The organism is Rubricella aquisinus, assembly GCF_014199445.1.
GTDB lineage: Bacteria > Pseudomonadota > Alphaproteobacteria > Rhodobacterales > Rhodobacteraceae > Rubricella > Rubricella aquisinus.
Genome location: NZ_JACIJS010000003.1, coordinates 222,031 through 239,773 on the forward strand (window position 1 = coordinate 222,031; position 17,743 = coordinate 239,773).

General features: G+C 61.2%; 16 protein-coding genes. 11 read left to right on the forward strand and 5 right to left on the reverse strand.

Going from position 1 to position 17,743, the window contains the following annotated elements; all coding sequences use genetic code 11:
- Positions 1-83: 83 nt before the first annotated feature.
- Positions 84-1,415, reverse strand: coding sequence for an XRE family transcriptional regulator (locus tag FHS89_RS06020; RefSeq protein WP_184009558.1), 1,332 nt, complete (start codon positions 1,413-1,415; stop codon positions 84-86).
- A 224-nt stretch (positions 1,416-1,639) separates the two neighbouring features.
- Here FHS89_RS06020 and FHS89_RS06025 point away from each other — a divergent pair, with 224 nt between their 5' ends.
- From FHS89_RS06025 to acs, 6 genes are all read left to right on the forward strand, one after another.
- The gene (locus tag FHS89_RS06025; protein WP_184009560.1) at positions 1,640-2,995 is read left to right on the forward strand and encodes a substrate-binding protein; all 1,356 of its coding nucleotides are present in this window, start codon (positions 1,640-1,642) and stop codon (positions 2,993-2,995) included.
- Between the two features lie 113 nt (positions 2,996-3,108).
- The gene (locus tag FHS89_RS06030; RefSeq protein WP_184009561.1) at positions 3,109-4,143 is read left to right on the forward strand and encodes a branched-chain amino acid ABC transporter permease; all 1,035 of its coding nucleotides are present in this window, start codon (positions 3,109-3,111) and stop codon (positions 4,141-4,143) included.
- A 5-nt stretch (positions 4,144-4,148) separates the two neighbouring features.
- Positions 4,149-5,330 (forward strand): branched-chain amino acid ABC transporter permease, encoded by a 1,182-nt coding sequence (locus FHS89_RS06035; RefSeq protein ID WP_184009562.1) that lies wholly within the window; start codon positions 4,149-4,151, stop codon positions 5,328-5,330.
- A 12-nt stretch (positions 5,331-5,342) separates the two neighbouring features.
- The gene (locus FHS89_RS06040; protein WP_184009563.1) at positions 5,343-6,101 is read left to right on the forward strand and encodes an ABC transporter ATP-binding protein; all 759 of its coding nucleotides are present in this window, start codon (positions 5,343-5,345) and stop codon (positions 6,099-6,101) included.
- Positions 6,102-6,116: 15 nt separating this feature from the next.
- Entirely contained in the window at positions 6,117-6,866 is a 750-nt protein-coding gene (locus FHS89_RS06045; RefSeq protein WP_184009564.1) for an ABC transporter ATP-binding protein, read from the forward strand.
- A 77-nt stretch (positions 6,867-6,943) separates the two neighbouring features.
- Positions 6,944-8,887, forward strand: a complete 1,944-nt coding sequence (gene acs, locus FHS89_RS06050; RefSeq protein ID WP_184009565.1) for an acetate--CoA ligase — start codon at positions 6,944-6,946, stop codon at positions 8,885-8,887.
- A 22-nt stretch (positions 8,888-8,909) separates the two neighbouring features.
- On the opposite strand, the gene FHS89_RS06055 is transcribed toward acs, so the two are convergent.
- Positions 8,910-9,335 (reverse strand): Lrp/AsnC family transcriptional regulator, encoded by a 426-nt coding sequence (locus FHS89_RS06055; RefSeq protein ID WP_221229285.1) that lies wholly within the window; start codon positions 9,333-9,335, stop codon positions 8,910-8,912.
- A gap of 120 nt (positions 9,336-9,455) precedes the next feature.
- On the opposite strand from FHS89_RS06055, the gene rocF reads away from it, so the two are divergent.
- Positions 9,456-10,385, forward strand: coding sequence for an arginase (rocF, locus tag FHS89_RS06060; RefSeq protein WP_184009568.1), 930 nt, complete (start codon positions 9,456-9,458; stop codon positions 10,383-10,385).
- A complete protein-coding gene (locus tag FHS89_RS06065) occupies positions 10,385-11,434 on the forward strand; it encodes an ornithine cyclodeaminase (protein WP_184009570.1) in 1,050 nt (349 codons plus the stop codon). Before rocF ends, FHS89_RS06065 begins: the two co-directional genes overlap by 1 nt.
- Here the strand turns inward: FHS89_RS06065 and FHS89_RS06070 are convergent.
- A complete protein-coding gene (locus FHS89_RS06070; RefSeq protein WP_184009572.1) occupies positions 11,431-12,039 on the reverse strand; it encodes a CDP-alcohol phosphatidyltransferase family protein in 609 nt (202 codons plus the stop codon). The genes FHS89_RS06065 and FHS89_RS06070 overlap by 4 nt on opposite strands.
- Before the next feature lie 167 nt (positions 12,040-12,206).
- Here FHS89_RS06070 and FHS89_RS06075 point away from each other — a divergent pair, with 167 nt between their 5' ends.
- From FHS89_RS06075 to FHS89_RS06085, 3 genes are read left to right on the forward strand one after another with little or no spacing between them, the layout of a single operon-like run.
- Positions 12,207-13,418, forward strand: a complete 1,212-nt coding sequence (locus FHS89_RS06075) for an ABC transporter substrate-binding protein (protein WP_184009574.1) — start codon at positions 12,207-12,209, stop codon at positions 13,416-13,418.
- The gene (locus FHS89_RS06080; RefSeq protein WP_184009577.1) at positions 13,419-15,119 is read left to right on the forward strand and encodes an ABC transporter permease; all 1,701 of its coding nucleotides are present in this window, start codon (positions 13,419-13,421) and stop codon (positions 15,117-15,119) included.
- A complete protein-coding gene (locus tag FHS89_RS06085) occupies positions 15,116-15,769 on the forward strand; it encodes an ATP-binding cassette domain-containing protein (protein ID WP_184009579.1) in 654 nt (217 codons plus the stop codon). Before FHS89_RS06080 ends, FHS89_RS06085 begins: the two co-directional genes overlap by 4 nt.
- 3 nt (positions 15,770-15,772) lie before the next feature.
- On the opposite strand, the gene FHS89_RS06090 is transcribed toward FHS89_RS06085, so the two are convergent.
- Entirely contained in the window at positions 15,773-16,429 is a 657-nt protein-coding gene (locus FHS89_RS06090; protein ID WP_246413623.1) for a flagellar hook assembly protein FlgD, read from the reverse strand.
- 12 nt (positions 16,430-16,441) lie between these two features.
- Positions 16,442-17,701, reverse strand: coding sequence for a flagellar hook-length control protein FliK (locus FHS89_RS06095; RefSeq protein ID WP_184009583.1), 1,260 nt, complete (start codon positions 17,699-17,701; stop codon positions 16,442-16,444).
- Positions 17,702-17,743: the final 42 nt, after the last annotated feature.

Here is a 17,743-nt window from a genome sequence, read left to right on the forward strand (position 1 = left end):
CCGGCCCGCCCCTTGTTTTGTTGCAGGTTAACGGCGGGCGGGGCGGTGTTTCAATCTCTTTTCCCGTAGCGGCGCGGGCGGGCCTAGATTTGCGCGGTCATGATTGCGGGTTCTGCGCGCGATGCGCAGGCGGGACGCGGACAAATCCGGCAGCCTGTGCCGGCAGCCACGGCGGGGGTGTTTTCGGCCAGACCGGTGGTGAGCGCGGTGCCAGCCGCGTCGCCTGCGTCCACGATCAGCATGGTGGAGGTCAGTGGGCCGGGCAGGCCGACCGTGCCGCTATCGGCATAATTGGCATGGGTCAGCGTGATAAATCGCCCCCCCGTCGCCAGATCGACGATATGGCGCTCCGTCCGCCCGGGCTGGGCGAGCGATTGGTAGACTGGCCAAAGCGCGCAGGCCGCTCCATGCCGGGGGATGGGAAAGCCGGGCAGGGCGATCCGTTCGGCCAGATGGCCTGCCGCATTGATCGACACCAGACCGAACAACGGCCCCGCCCCGCCGCGCCGCTGCAACCGGCTCAGACGGCGCAAGATCATCGGGATCGGCTGGCCAAATTGCCGGGCAAGGGCCGCAACATCGTAACCCGTTTTGCGCGCGGCGGCCTGAAATGGCTCAAGGGGGAGGGCGCGGGCTTCCTCCAGATAGGCGGACAGGCGGGTCTGCGCGCGCCGCCGCGCCTCCTCTCCTCTGAGTTCGGAGGCTTGCAGCAATTCGGTGATGGTGCTGGTGTCGGCGGCCTCGGCCTCCAGTTCCGGCACCCGGTTTTGCCGCTGGGCAAAGAACCGCTCGACCTCCTCATCGGGAAGGGTCGTGGGCTGATCCTGCTCCACCGCATCGTCGAAATACTGGGTCAACTCGCGGGCGACATTGGCGAGCCGCGCACTTTCGTCATTCACGTTGCGCAGGAACCGGGCGCGCTGGTCGTCCGGGATATCCGGCACGGTGGCGAGGATTTCGACGGTGGAATGCACCGCCGTGATGCGCGTCAAAACCTCATGCAATGTGGTCTGCAAAAACGGATCATGGGTCAGCCGGTCGGACAGCGCGTCAATCGCGGTGCGCTGGGCGCGGACCTGACCGTGCAGGGTGTTCACGAGCCGCGCCCAACCGGGATAGCGGCTGACGAATTCCTCTGTCACGTCCGCTTCGGCCTGATCGACGGGCATGTCAGCGGCGGCCTGCCGCAGATCCCCGATAAGCGAAAGCTCCGCCTCCTTGGAGAGGGCGGATGGCGGCAGATCAAGCTCCCGGGCGAGGGACAAAAGCACCTTACCCGCGATTCCGCGCTTGTTGTGCTCGATCAGGTTTAAGTAGCTTGGTGAAATCCCGGCCCGCTCGGCAAGGGCGGTTTGGGAGAGGCCCAAGGCGCGCCTGCGTTCGCGGATGCGAAGGCCAGCAAATGATCCGCGCATGATTTCTCCTTACTTCCCAATGGCTTTGCGCAGTGCAATGTAAAATCTATGACTATGTTGCACCGCAACCTTCACAAGTTATGACAAAATAAACCAATATAAGCAATGGTTTATTGCGTTTTTCACACCGACACCTCACGATGCCGTTAGGTCACTCTATCGCAGAGGCCCCGTGCAAATCCAAAAATAGACGCACGGATAACGACATTGACGGGAGGAAACGCATGTCGGATCAAACAACACGTCGTGGTGTACTTAAGGGCGGTGCCGCACTCGGTGCGACGGCTCTGGCGACACCCACTTTCTTCAGCGGTGCTCATGCTGGCGGCCATTCCGGCTTCACCAACGCCCCCGGACCGGAGAGCGTGACGCTTGGCTTTAACGTGCCGCAATCCGGCCCCTATGCGGATGAGGGTGCTGACGAATTGCGCGCTTACGAGCTGGCGGTCGAGCATCTGAACGGCGGCGGTGATGGCGGCATGCTGCCGACCTTCTCCTCGCAGGCGCTGGACGGCACCGGCATTCTGGGCCGTAAGGTCGAGTATGTGACCGGCGACACCCAGACCAAATCCGACGCCGCACGGGCATCTGCACGCGCGATGATCGAAAAAGATGGCGCGATCATGATCACCGGCGGCTCGTCCTCTGGTGTGGCTGTGGCCGTGCAGGCGCTGTGTCAGGATGCGGGCGTCATCTTCATGGCGGGTCTGACCCACTCCAACGACACCACCGGTAAGGATAAGCGGGCCAATGGCTTCCGCCACTTCTTCAACTCCTACATGTCCGGTGCGGCGCTCGCGCCCGTGCTTGAGGCAAACTACGGCAAGGACCGGAACGCGTATCACCTGACCGCGGATTACAACTGGGGTTACACCACGGAAGAAGCCGTGCGGACTTCGACCGAAGCGATGGGCTGGAACACCGTGAACACGGTTCTCACCCCGCTGGCAGAGACCGACTTCTCCGCCTATATCGCGCCGGTTCTGAACTCCGACGCCGATGTTCTGGTTCTGAACCACTACGGCGGGAACATGGTGAACTCGCTCACCAACGCGGTGCAGTTCGGTCTGCGTGACCGGATCGTGAACGGCAAGAACTTCGAGATCGTTGTTCCGCTCTACTCCCGCCTGATGGCGAAGGGCGCAGGCGCCAACGTGAAGGGCATCTTCGGCTCCACCAACTGGCACTGGTCCTTGCAGGATGAAGGCTCCAAGGCGTTCGTCCGGTCCTTCGGCACCAAATACGGCTTCCCGCCGTCTCAGGCGGCGCATACCTGCTATGTGCAGACGCTCCTCTATGCGGATGCGGTTCAGCGGGCTGGCTCGTTCAACCCCTGCGCGGTTGTCGAGGCGCTCGAAGGGTTCGAGTTCGACGGGCTGGGCAATGGTCCAACGCTCTATCGCGCCGAAGATCACCAGTGCTTCAAGGACGTGCTTGTCGTGAAGGGTAAAGAGAACCCGACCTCCGAGTTCGACCTTCTCGAAATCGTCGAGATCACCCCGGTCAGCCAGGTCACCTATGCACCGGATCACCCGCAATTCGCGGGCGGCGCATTGGGCACCTGCAACCCGGGCGCATAATCACACCTTACCGCAAGGTATGACCGGATCGGCCTCCAAGCGGGGCCGATCCTCAGGCACATAACGGGGCGTGCGGCCCCATTTTGCTGACAGTTTTCGAAAGGATGCGCGCGATGGAAGCCGTATTGCTCCAATTCATGAATGGCCTCGACAAGGGCAGCGCCTATGCGCTGATCGCCCTTGGCCTGACCCTGATTTTCGGCACGCTGGGGGTGGTGAATTTCGCCCATGGCGCGCTTTTCATGATCGGCGCGTTCTGCGCGATCGTGCTCAACCGCATCTTTTCCTTCTCCTTTGAGACGATCGATCCCACCCGGACCGATTTTCTGGGCAACCCGATGAAGGTCAGCACCCCCTATGTCGAAAAGTGGTTCGGCACATTCGGGACATCGCTGATCGAATATTCGGTCCTGTGGTCGATCATCTTTGCCATTCCGGTGATGATCGCGGTCGGCATCGCGATGGAGCGCGGGCTGATCAAGTATTTCTATAAGCGCCCCCATGCCGATCAGATTCTCGTGACCTTCGGCCTTGCCATCGTGTTGCAGGAAATCATCAAGCAGATTTTCGGTGCGAACCCGATCCCGAACCCGGCACCCAGCTCTTTTGTCGGGTCTGTCGATGTGGGCGTGTGGCTTGGCATGGCGGAGTTTACGGTTGTTTATCCGATGTGGCGGCTCGTCTATTTCGTCTTTGCGCTGATCGTAGTTGGCGGTGTGTTCGCCTTCTTGCGCTACACGACCTTCGGCATGGTGGTGCGGGCGGGCATGGCGGATCGGGAGACCGTGGGCCTGCTCGGTATCGACATCGATAAGCGGTTCACGGCGATGTTCGGCCTTGCGGCAGTGATCACTGGGGTTGCGGGTGTGATGTATACGCCGATCCTGTCGCCGAACTATCACATGGGCATGGATTTCCTCGTGCTCTGCTTTGTGGTGGTGGTTGTGGGCGGCATGGGATCGCTCGCCGGAGCGGTCGCTGCGGGCTTCCTGCTCGGTATCATGCAAAGTTTTGCCGCGATGAGTGAGGTCAAGGACTTCCTCCTCGGCTTCTCGATTGACCAGGTGATCATCTACCTCGTCGCAGTTGTCATCCTGCTTACCCGTCCGCGTGGCCTCATGGGTCGCAAGGGCATGATGGAGGAGTAAGCCCCATGCTGAACAATATCCGCAACAACGACACCGTTCTGATGTCCCTGATCGTGGTGATGGTGCTGGCGGCACCCTTGCTTCTGGCCCCCTTGGGCGCGGGATACCCGGACCTGATGCAGCGCTTTGCCATCTTTGGCATCTTCGCTGTGGGCTTTAACATCCTGTTTGGTCTGACCGGGTATCTGTCCTTCGGGCACGCGGCCTTCCTTGGGGTTGGGTCGTATTCCGCAGTCTGGATGTTCAAGCTGCTAAGCATGAACATCATCCCTGCGATCATCCTGGCGGTGATTATCTCCGGCCTGTTCGCGCTTATCATCGGCTATGTCAGCCTGCGCCGCTCTGGCATCTATTTCTCTATCCTGACGCTGGCCTTTGCACAGATGTCGTTCAACCTTGCCTATTCGGTGCTGACGCCGATCACGGCGGGGGAGACCGGGCTTCAGCTTGCGCTCGACGATCCGCGCATCCTGGACGCGCCTTACGAGGCCGGTCAATTGCCGACGCCGGGTCTGTTCGGGCTTTACATGAATGACACCTGGACGGTGAATTTCATCGGCATGGAGCTGCAATTCAACGTGGGCTATTACGTCTGTGGTCTGCTGCTGATCGCGCTGTTTTATGTCGCGCTGCGGATTTTCCGCTCCCCGTTCGGGATGATGCTGCGCGCGATCAAGACGAACCAGACGCGCCTGAACTACACTGGTGTAAACACGCGGCCCTACACGCTTGCAGCTTTCGTGATCTCTGGCATGTATGCTGGGCTTGCGGGTGGTCTGATGGCGTCGATGGACCCGCTGGCCGGTGCGGAGCGGATGCAGTGGACGGCTTCGGGTGAGGTGGTTCTGATGGTGATCCTTGGCGGGGCAGGGACGCTGCTTGGTCCGGTGCTGGGCGCGGGTGTGATCAAGTATTTTGAAAACATCTTCTCCCGGATGAACGATCAGGTCGTGGAGAGCTGGTTCCTGTGGATGCCCGAAGGGCTGACGGAATTCATGGTTGCGATCGTGCATCCGTTCGTGGGCAAGGGCTGGCACCTGTCGCTCGGCCTGATCTTCATGGCGGTGGTGATCTTCCTCCCCGGCGGGCTGATCGAGGGCGCGAACCGCATCATAGGTTGGATCGGGCGGCGCTTTGGCTCCAAGAAAACGGACAAGTCGGGCGAAGCCCCGGCACCGGCAGAATAAGGAACGGGATCCATGGGAATTCTTGAAGTCCAAAACGTCAACAAACGCTTCGGTGGCCTTCAGGCGTTGGACGACGTGAACCTCAACGTGCAGGAAAACACCGTTCATGCCATTATCGGGCCGAACGGGGCGGGCAAGTCCACCTTGCTCAACTGTTTCATCGGGAAACTGATCCCCGATACCGGCACGGTGATGTTCGACGGGAAAAGCCTCTTGGGGCTCAAACCGCACCAGATCAATCAGGCGGGTGTCAGCCGCGTGTTCCAGACGCCGGAGATTTTCACCGATCTCTCCGTGATCGAGAACACGATGATCCCCGCCTTTGCCCGCCGGGACGGGGCATTCAAACTCCATCCGTTCGAGCGGATTTCCGATGAAAAGGACATCCGGGCCCGCGCGGAGGAAATGCTGGTCAATGTCGGGCTTGGCGAAAAGCTTGATACGGTCGCGTCTGCCATGTCGCGGGGCGACAAGCGGCGGCTGGAAATGGCGATGTGCCTTGTCCAGCAGCCCAAGCTGCTGCTGCTGGATGAGCCGACGGCGGGCATGGCGCGCGCCGACACCAACAACATGATCGACCTTCTCAAGCGGCTGGCGAGCGAGATGGACATCACCTTCGTCGTGATTGAGCATGACATGCATGTCGTGTTCTCCCTCGCGGATCGGATCAGCGTTCTGGCGCAGGGTCATGTGATCGTGGAGGACGAGCCGGGCAACATCAAAGGCCATCCAAAAGTGCAGGAAGCCTATCTCGGCACGACGGCGCATTAAGCGAGGACAAAGACCATGAACCAAGCAGTCAACATGAACGCGAACCACGCCTCGCACGCGCCCGCCTATTTCTCGGCATGGGATATCCATTCCTATTACGGGGAAAGCTATATCGTGCAGGGCGTCAGCATGAATGTGCATGAGGGGGAAATCCTTGCCCTTCTGGGGCGGAACGGGGCAGGCAAAACGTCAACCCTGCGCTCCATCGCCCGGATCGGGGAGCCGATGGTGACCCATGGGGAAATGTGGCTTGATCATCAGCCGCTCCATGAGATGAACAGCCATCAGGCCGCGCGCGCCGGTGTGGCGCTGGTGCCCGAGGATCGGCGGATCATTCAGGGCCTGACGGTGGAGGAGAACCTCAAGCTGGCGCAGATCGCGCCGCCCCGTGGCTGGTCCATCGAGCGCATTTACGAGCTTTTCCCCCGCCTCGGGGAGCGCGCAAAACAGGAAGGCACCACCCTGTCGGGCGGGGAGCAGCAAATGCTCGCCATCGGGCGGGCGCTGGCCCGTGACATCAAGCTGTTGTTGCTCGATGAGCCCTATGAGGGGCTTGCCCCCGTGATCGTGCACGAGATTGAAAAGACCCTGATGGAGATCAGAAGCCTCGGCATCACCACCATCATCGTGGAGCAGAACGCGGTTGCCGCACTCAAGCTCGCGGATCGTGCCGTGATCCTCGATATGGGTCAGGTCGTCTATGACGGACTGGCCAAAGACGTGCTGGACAATGAAGAGTTGCGTAAGGAATATCTGGCCATCTGACCGGGGAGTGCGCACTCAGCAACAGGGGCGGTTCGGTTTCATGACCGGGCGCCCCATGCCAATACGCGGAGAGTCTTATGACCGATAAAACCTATCCACCGTCGCCCGAAATGGCGGCGAACGCCCATATCAACGCGGCCAAATATGAGGAGATGTATGCATCCTCTGTCGCTGATCCCATCGCCTTTTGGGCTGAACAGGGCAAGCGGATCGACTGGATCAAACCCTATACCAATGTGCGCGATGTGTCCTTCGCCAAGGAGGATTTGCATATCCGCTGGTTTGATGACGGCGAGTTGAATGTCTGTGCGAATTGCGTTGATCGGCATTTGCCCGCCCGCGCTGATCAGACCGCGATCATCTGGGAGCCGGACAGCCCCGACACACCCGCGCAACACATCACCTATGCGCAACTGCATGATAAGGTGCAGCGTTTTGCCAATGTGCTCAAGGAGTTGGGCGTCGGGAAAGGGGACCGGGTGGTGATCTACCTGCCGATGATCCCCGAGGCGTCCTATGCGATGCTGGCCTGCGCGCGGATCGGTGCGATCCATTCCATCGTGTTTGCGGGCTTCTCCCCCGATGCGCTGGCGGACCGGATCAATGATAGTGAGGCGAAGGTGGTGATCACCGCCGATCATGCCCCGCGCGGCGGGCGCGTGACGCCGCTCAAATCCAATGCCGATGCGGCACTCCTGCGCTGTGAGGATCATGTCAAATGCCTTGTCGCAAAGCATACGGGGGGTCAGACCACTTGGGTTGAGGGGCGCGACTATGACCTTGGCGCGATGATGGAGGCAGCGGCGACAGACTGCCCGCCAGAGCCGATGAACGCCGAAGATCCGCTGTTCATCCTCTATACCTCCGGCTCAACAGGTAAGCCGAAGGGCGTCGTGCACAGTTCTGGCGGCTATATCGTCTATGCCTCCATGACCCATGAGATCACGTTCGACTATCATGACGGGGACGTGTTCTGGTGCACCGCCGATGTGGGCTGGGTCACCGGCCACAGCTATATCGTCTACGGCCCGCTTGCGAATGGGGCGACCACGCTGATGTTTGAGGGCGTGCCGACCTATCCCGATGCGGGCCGGTTCTGGGAAGTCTGCGCCAAGCACAAGGTGAACCAGTTCTACACTGCGCCCACCGCGATCCGCGCGTTAATGGGCAAGGGAACGGAATTTGTCGAAAAACATGACCTGTCGTCGATCCGCATCCTCGGCACCGTTGGGGAGCCGATCAATCCGGAAGCGTGGAATTGGTATAATGACGTGGTGGGCAAGGGCAAATGCCCCATCGTGGACACATGGTGGCAGACGGAAACCGGCGGTCACCTGCTGACCCCGCTGCCCGGCGCGACCGCGACCAAACCCGGCTCTGCCACGACACCGTTTTTCGGCGTGGAGCCGATCGTGCTTGATCCGCAAACGGCGGAGGAGATCACCACGACCGAAGCCGAGGGCGTGCTGTGCATGAAGCAAAGCTGGCCCGGGCAGATGCGCACCGTCTGGGGTGACCCGGAGCGGTTCTATGACGCGTATTTCAGCCAATATCCGGGCTATTATTTCACCGGCGATGGCTGCCGGCGGGATGCCGATGGCTACTATTGGATCACGGGCCGGGTGGATGACGTGATCAACGTGTCCGGTCACCGGATGGGCACGGCAGAGGTCGAAAGCGCCCTCGTCGCCCATGCGAAAGTGGCGGAGGCGGCCGTGGTCGGCTACCCGCATGAGATCAAGGGGCAGGGCATTTACTGCTATGTCACGCTCATGGACGGGGTGGAGCCAACGGATGCCTTGCGCACGGAATTGAGCAATTGGGTTCGCACCGAAATCGGCCCGATTGCGAAGCCCGATGTGATCCAATGGGCACCGGGCCTGCCAAAAACCCGCTCGGGCAAGATCATGCGCCGTATCCTGCGCAAGATCGCAGAAAATGACGTGAGCAGCCTTGGCGACACGTCAACCTTGGCAGAACCCGCCGTGGTGGATGACCTGATCGCCAATCGCGGCGGCTAAATCACGCTGCTGGATGCGGGCGTCAGATCGTGTCCAGCAGAATGCTTGTTTCACTGTTCAGGACACCGGGAATGCTGCGGATATCCCGCAGCACCCGGTCGAACGCGGGCAGGTTGTCCGTGCGCAGTTCCGCAATCAGATCCCACGCCCCATTCGTGGTGTGAAGGGCCGTCACCTCCGGCATACCGCGCAGGGTGCGGGTGGCGGCGCGGGCCGCACTCCCCTGTATCTCAATCGACATGATGGCGCGGATCGCGTTCACATCCTCCGATCCACGCGTGTCGATGGTGAAGCGGCGGATCGTGCCATCTGAAACCAACCGATCCAGCCGCGCCTGAACCGTCCCCCGCGCCACACCGAGCCGCCCCGCAAGGGTGGAGATCGCCGCCCGCCCGTCGCGCCGCAATTCGGAGATCAGTTTCAGGTCAGTCTCATCACGAATTGGCATTTTGCTGATACTCATTATACATTTTGCCCAAAGTTAGCTGCGAAATGGGCAACTTACCACTCAAATATGACTGCCGCCTTCATCATCATGGACCGCAGAAGATGATGAGGGATACTCGCGATGTCACAAAAAACCTGCATTCTGGTAGGGGCGCCGGTGCAATCTGGCGCGGGCCAGCCGGGTTGTGTGATGGGCCCTGCGGCCTACCGCACGGCGGGGCTTGGGGGGGCGCTGACCTCGCTCGGCCATCGGGTTGAGGATCGGGGGGATGTGGCGATTGCCGTCCCGGCGCCGATGCCGCACGCCAATGATGCCGTCGAGAACCTCGCGGAATTCGTAAGCTGGACGCACGCGCTGACGGTTGCTGCGGCAGATGCGTCGAAAGATGGCTTGCCGATTTTCCTCGGTGGGGATCACAGCCTCGCGGCGGGGACGGTTGCGGGGGTAGCACAGCACGCCGCCGCCCTTGGTCAGCCGCAATTTGTGCTTTGGCTGGACGCGCACCCTGATTTTCATGCGCTCGACAGCACGGAAAGCGGGCACCTGCACGGCACGCCCGTCGCCTATTTCACCGGGCAGGACGGGTTTGCCCCGGCACTCGACACACCCACGGCCCCCGTCCCGGCAGAGAATGTCTGCATGATGGGCATCCGGTCGGTGGATCGGGCCGAAAACCTGCGGCTCGCGGCCGCGGGGGTGACTGTCCACGACATGCGCGCGATTGACGAGCAGGGCATCGCGGCCCCCTTGCGCGCGTTTCTCAGCCATGTCGCGGCGGTGAATGGTCGGCTACATCTGAGCCTTGATGTGGATTTTCTGGACCCCGACATCGCGCCCGCTGTCGGCACCACCGTGCCGGGAGGGGCGACCTTTCGGGAGGCGCATCTGATCATGGAAATGCTGCATGACAGCGGGCTTGTGACCTCCCTCGATCTGGTGGAGTTAAATCCGTTTCTCGATCTGCGGGGCCGTACGGCCAAACTGATGGTGGACCTTACTGCGAGCCTGATGGGCCGCACGGTCCTTGACCGAAAGACAAGGAGCTACTGATGCAAGATCTCTCCCCCTCCCGCCTCGCCATGGTGCCCTTTGTCAGTGTGGCGGACATGATGCGCACTGTGCATGCCATTGGCGTTGAACGATTTTTGATCGAACTCGCGGGTTATATCGAAGATGACTTCCGCCGCTGGCCGCTGTTTGACAAAACACCGCGCATTCCATCCCATTCCAAGGAAGGGGTGATCGAATTGATGCCGACCTCCGACGGGGAGGTGTATGGCTTCAAATATGTGAACGGGCACCCGAAAAATACCGCCGCTGGCTATCAGACTGTGACCGCGTTTGGTGTGTTGGCGCAGGTCAGCAATGGCTATCCGGTGCTGTTCACCGAAATGACCATCCTGACCGCGCTGCGCACGGCGGCGACATCGGCCATGGCGGCAAAGCATCTGGCCCCACGGGATGCGCGCGTGATGGCGATCATCGGCAATGGGGCTCAATGCGAATTCCAAGCATTGGCGTTCAAGGCGCTGTGCGGGATCGAGGAAGTCCGGCTCTTTGATATCGACAGGCGCGCCACGCAAAAGGCCGCGCGCAACCTCGCGGGATCGGGGCTCAAGGTGACGTCCTGCACGTCTGGTCAAGAGGCGGTCGCTGGCGCACAGATCATCACGACCTGCACCGCCGATAAGCAATATGCCACGATCCTGACCGACAACATGGTCGGGGCAGGCGTGCATATCAACGCAATCGGCGGCGATTGTCCGGGCAAGACGGAACTGCACGCGGATATCCTGCACCGCTCCGATATCTTCGTCGAATATCCTGAGCAAACCCGGATTGAGGGGGAAATTCAGGCACTTGCACCCGATCATCCTGTCACAGAACTCTGGGAGGTGATCACAGGGCAGGCCACCGGGCGGCGGTCTGAGGCCGCGATCACCCTGTTTGACAGCGTTGGTTTCGCGATCGAGGATTTTTCGGCATTGCGCTATCTGCGCGATCAGTTGGCGCGGACAGGTGCGTTCGTCGAGCTTGACATGCTGGCCGATCCGGACGATCCGCGGGATCTGTTCGGCATGGTGCAGCGCGCGCGTTAATGCGGAAACACCTTGCGCGCCAACAGGATGCGGGAGGTCGCGGTGATAAAGCACAACGTGCCAAAAAACCAAGCGAGTGGCGCGAACCAGTGCGGCAGCAGGCAGAGGAGGACGAAAAATACAATCGTTTCCGTCCCCTCCAGCAACCCGCCGGTGAAATACAGTGATTTGGTGCCGCGCGCGTCCGTCACCATTTCGTGCTTTTCCGCCATGATGGCAAAGCCGAGGAATGTCGCGCCGTTGAAATAGAAACTGGTCAGCAAAAACGCCCCTGCCGCGCCGTTCAGCCCCGGATCGTAAAGTACGAATGCCGCCGGAAACGCGCCGTAGAACAGAAAATCGCAGACAATATCGAGATATCCGCCGAAATCGGTTTTCTGGGTGGCGCGTGCAACCGCTCCGTCCAGCCCATCGGCCAACCGGCCCAACAATAACAACACCAGCGCCCAGCCAAATGCGCCGATTGCCACCGCACCCGCTGACGCCAAGCCAAGCGCCAAACCGATCAGCGTGATGCCATTTGCCGAAAATCCCAGCCGCGCCAGCCCCGCCCCGATCCGGTTCACGATAGGGTCGATGACTTTGCGCATGGATTTGTCGAGCATGGGTGCGTCCTGAAATGTGATGGCTCTACCTGACGTGAACTGGCTGGCTCTTGCAATGGGTGGTGCGCTGCGTTCACATTCTTGCTATCTAACGACACGGTGAATTGCGTTTCGTTTCCAAAGCCGCAACACCCAAGGGCAACAAGACGCCACAGGAAGGACACTCCATGAATCGCATGATCTCCACCGCAGCCGCGATTGCGCTGACTGCCAGCGCGGGCTTCGCCCAGACCGTCGATCCCAGCGACTGGGACGCCGTGCTGGCGGAAGCCAAAGGCCAGACCGTTTATTGGAACGCATGGGGTGGGGATCAGCGGATCAATGATTTCATCGCCAGCGTCGGTGCGCAGATGGAGGCGGAATACGGCGTCTCCCTTGAGCATGTGAAGCTGTCTGATACCGCGAATGCCGTCACCCGCGTTTTGTCGGAAAAAGCCGCGGGGCAGGATCAGGGCGGCGCGATTGATCTTATCTGGATCAACGGCGCGAATTTTGCCGCGATGAAGGAAAATGAGCTTCTGTTTGGTCCCTTCGCAGAGCAATTGCCGAATTGGCAATATGTCGATGTGGAGGGCAAACCCGCCGTGATCAACGATTTCACCAATCCGACCGAAGGGCTGGAAAGCCCGTGGGCCATGGCGCAACTGGTGTTTGAATATGACACCGCGCGCCTGTCTGAGCCGCCGCGCAGCGTTGCGGCACTCGCCGAATGGGCGGCGAACAATCCCGGTCGCTTCACCTATCCCCAGCCGCCCGATTACCTTGGCACCACGTTCCTCAAACAGGTGCTGTATGGTGTGATCGAGGATCCGTCCGTGTTGCAAATGCCGGTTGAGGCGGTCGATTATGATGTGACCGTCGCGCCGCTTTGGGATTATCTGGATGGTCTGACGCCCAACCTGTGGCGCAGCGGTGCGGCTTATCCGCAGAATGAGCCGCGCTTGGGTCAGCTTGTGGCGGATGGGGAGATCGACATCTCCTTCGCGTTCAATCCGGGTCGTGCATCTGCCGCGATCGCGAATTTCGAACTGCCAGACACCGTGCGCACTTTCGTGTTCGATCAGGGCACAATTGGCAACGCAAGTTTTGTCGCGATCCCCTATAACGCGGCCAATCAGGCGGGGGCGCTGGTGCTCGCGAACCTGCTGATTGATCCTGAAGTGCAGGCGCGCGCGCAGGATCCGGCTGTGCTCGGGTTCCAGACGGTGCTGAACATGGACGCGCTGCCCACTGAGGACCGCGCGCGGTTCGACGCGCTGGAACTGGGCGTGGCGACGCTGTCGCCCGCCGATCTTGGCTCGGCGCTGTTGGAGCCGCATGCAAGCTGGATGACCCGTATCCAGCAGGACTGGATCACCCGCTACGGCGTTGGCCAGTAAATGAACCGGGGGCGGCCGCTGCGCTTTGCGCCGCTCCTGACGATCCTTTTGTTGATCGGTCCGGTCGGGGCGGGGGTGCTTGGCACCCTTGCGCCGGCCTTTGGCTATCTGCCAGCCTTGGGCGGGGTATCCGTCACGCTTGATCCGTGGCGTGACCTGATGGCGTGGCAGGGGCTGTGGCCCGCAGCGTGGCTGTCGATCAGCACGGGCATCGGCGCCACGGTGATTTCGCTGATTATTTCCACCCTCATTGTGGCGGCGTGGCAGGGCACGCGGGTTTTTGCCTTTGTGATGCGGGCGCTGTCACCGCTTTTGTCAGTGCCCCATGCGGCGGCGGCCTTTGGCCTTGCCTTTCTGATCGCGCCCTCGGGTTGGATTTCGCGGGCGCTATCGCCCCATATCACCGGGTGGGAGCGCCCGCCCGATATCCTGATCACTCAAGATCCGATGGGCCTGTCGATGATGGCCGCACTGGTTGTAAAGGAGGTGCCGTTCCTCTTGCTGATGACCATGGCGGCCCTTGGTCAGACGGACAGTCTGCGCATGCGCATGTCCGCGCAGGTGCTGGGCTATGGCCGCGTTTGGGGCTGGCTTCTGGCCGTGTTTCCGCGGGTATATCCGCAGATACGGCTGCCGATTTATGCCGTTTTGGCCTATTCGATGTCGGTGGTGGATGTGGCGCTGATCCTTGGGCCGACACGGCCGCCGACCCTTTCGGTGCAAGTGCTGACATGGATGAGTGACCCGGACCTGTCGTTGCGGTTTCAGGCGGCGGCGGGTGCGGTGCTGCAATTGGGGCTGGTTCTGGCGGCGCTTTTTGCGTGGCGTTCGGCGGAACGAGTGGTTGCGAGGCTTGGCTGCGGGATTGCCATGCGGGGGCATCGTGGCGCGGGTGGTGATGCAGCGTCGCGCGGTGTGGCGCTGAGCTTGGCCATGATCTGCGCGGGTGCGGTGCTGTTCGGGCTTGGCGCGCTGACAGTGTGGTCCTTTGCAGGGTTGTGGCAATTTCCTGACCTGTTGCCCCAACAGCTCTCACTCCGGGTATGGATGGCGCAATCGGGCAATCTGGCGGCGGCGACGAAAGATACGGTGATCATTGGCGTCGCGGCGACGGGCATCGCGCTGTTGCTGGTGATCGCCTGCCTTGAGGCGGAATATCGCCATGGATTGCGCACCAGCGGGCGGGCCTTGCTGCTTTTGTATATTCCGCTGATCGTCCCGCAGGTTGCGTTTTTGCCGGGCCTGTCGATTTTTGCGATCCTGACGGGCGTCGATGGCGGGATCGCGGCGGTCATCATGGCTCATGCGGTGTTTGTGCTGCCTTATGTGTTTCTGTCCCTCGCGGATCCGTGGCGCGCGTGGGACCAGAGGCTGGGACTGGCGGCGCAAACGCTGGGTGCGGGGGCTGAACGTGTGCTTTGGGGCGTGCGCCTGCCGATGTTGTTGCGCCCGGTTCTGACGGCGGCGGCGGTCGGCTTTGCCGTGTCGGTCGGGCAATATCTGCCGACGCTGCTGATCGGTGCTGGCCGGATCGAGACCCTCACGACAGAGGCTGTGGCCCTGGCCTCCGGTGGGAATCGGCGGCTGATCGGCATGTATGCATTGTTGCAGATGGTGACGCCGCTTGCGGCATTTACAGTTGCCATTCTGGTGCCAAGCCTGATTTACCGCAATCGTCGCGGGCTGTCGGTGAGCGTATGAAGGACGGATTGCATATCCTTGAATTGGAGATCGCACAGCGGGGCCGGGTTTTGGTGTCGCTCGACCTCAAAATCGCGCCGGGGGAGATCGTGACGATCATGGGGCCGTCCGGCTCCGGCAAATCGACGCTCTTGTCGGCCCTCATCGGGGCGCTTGCGCCTGAGTTTGAGATGCGTGGGCATGTCCTGCTGAACGGAATCGACATCACCGATCTGTCGACCCGTCAGCGCCGGATCGGGCTTTTATTTCAGGACGATACGCTGTTTCCGCATCTGAGCGTGGGGGCCAATCTGGCCTTCGCGCTGCCGCCCACGGTGAGGGGAAAGGGCGCGCGCATGGCGCGGGTCGAACGGGCGCTCTTGGATGCTGGGCTTGACGGATTTTCAGGGCGCGATCCGGCCACCCTATCGGGGGGGCAGCGCGCACGTGTCTCGCTCATGCGCACCCTGATCGCGGAGCCAAACGCGCTGCTGCTCGATGAGCCATTCTCCAAGCTCGACGCGGATCGGCGCACGCATATCCGCGCCTTCGTGGTGGACCGTGTGAGGCAGCGCGCCCTGCCAGCACTTCTTGTGACCCATGACGCAGAAGACGCGCGCGCGGTCGGCGGGCGCATCCTCGATCCTCTGGGCCGAGAGATCAGCCTTTAGCCGTTACCCCTCATTGCGGATGGCCGTCACATCCTCCAGGGCTATAACCGCATCGGCGGAGGTATGGAGCATGACCTCACCTGCCAAAAACCGCACCTCCTCCACCGTTTGGTAGTGTTTTGCCTGGTCGATGCGGGTTGTGCCATCCTCCAAGACGGTTTCCCGTTCAAAGACATAGCGCCCATCCGGCGCCGTCGGGCCAAGGGGCGTGGACCCGTCCCAATCGAAGCTTTTGGTACCGTCCGTCAACGCCGATTCAAAGACGACCGCCCCGGATGTGTCGCGCACGATAAACTTGGCCCCGCGAGAGGACGCCGTGTCAAAATGGGCGGTGATCGGCGTGTCCGAGAAATGCGCCGCTCCCTCTGCCAGAACGGACCGGCCGAGCCATTGTGCCGCCATCGTCTGGTCAGACCCGGACAAGGCCGCCGCCAATGTATCAAGTTTCTGATTGGTGGCGATTTGCTGTTCGACGCTGCTAAAGGAGGCAAGCTGCGCGACAAATTCGGTGGAATTGAGCGGCTCCAACGGATCCTGATGGCGCATTTGGGCGGTGAGCAACTTGATAAACGTCTCGAAATCGGCCTGCGCGGTTTGCGTGGCACTTTCCGATGAGGGTGTGGCTGCGTTCCGCTGGGCTTGGGTGGCAGTGACGTCCATGCTCATTCTCCTTCAAAGCCGCAGATCGAGGCGGCCAACAGTGCGAACCTTGAGCGCCACAGGCTCCTCACTGTCCATCAGGGGTAGGTGCAGCTCAGAAGGGGCCGGATGCGGGGATTGGTCCTGTTGGCGCTGATGGGCGAAAGATAACGTAGCGCCGGAAAAGCCTTCTTTCAGAAATTCCCGCGTCAAAACGTCAACCGTTTTGCGCATCAGATCAGCGGTTTCCGCTTTTTCTGCGGTGATGGTGATATGAAATTGCCCATCTGTTTCCTGAATATCCATGGTCACATGGCCAAGTTCCGCTGGATCAAGCCTGATTTGCGTGGTCTGCGGCGAATGGGCTGTGACGGCTGCGGTGATTTGCCGGGAAATGGCCGCGGCTGTCTGCATCTCCGGCCCCATTGTCGCGACCGCGCGCGTGACCGATTCCGTTACCATCCGCTCCGATCGGGGGATGGTCTGTTCAAATTCCGCGAGCGTATCCGCCTTGCTCACCAGAGCGTCGGGCTGAGTGGAATCGCTTGTGGCCTGCACCGGTGCTACGGCAGAAGGCGCGACAAGGTTCTGGGTCGGGCCTGTTGGTCGGTGTTCTGACGCCGTGGAAACGGGTGTATCGAGCGGGCCGGCGTCGTCGCCACGCGGCGGAGCATCCGGCGCTTGCTGCTTGGCAATGATCTGAACCTGTTTTGCGATCTGTGGAGGCGCGGCGGTCGCGGGTTGCGGTGGCGCAGCAGGCTGATCCAGTGGCAGCACCTTATCATCCCCTACTGACCGGGTGATTTCCGTGTCATGAGTGGTCGGCGGCTTCGTCGCAAGTGCTTCACCATCCGCGACAAGCGGCGCTAACGGCCGCACAGATCGCACTTCGGAATTCTGTTTCTCAAGCGGCGATGACGTGACCGCGAGTGGCGCTTCCGCGTTCGCCAAACGGGGTGACGCTGCCGCCGGCTCGGCAGGCGCGGGAGCATCTGCGCGGGAGATCGGCGTGTTTGGCAGGATGACCCTAGGTTCAGCGTCGGGTTGCGGCTGACTGGGCAAAACCGGTGCCATGGAGGGCGCGTCTGGCGCTATGGCAATTCTCGTTTCAGCTTCCGGCGCAATTTCGGCCAGTTCCGCGCGGCCTGCCTGCGGTGCAATTGCCCCGTCTTTAGGAGCGTCCGTCACTGGCTCCGACAGAAGGGCCGCGAAATCCATTGGCGTCCCCTCCACCGTCAAAGGCGGCTCGGCACGCGGCGTGGCGGAAGTGCGAATCGTCAATAGCTCAATCATGCGATCAGATAATTCCGCATTCCTTACCGTTTCTTTACCGAC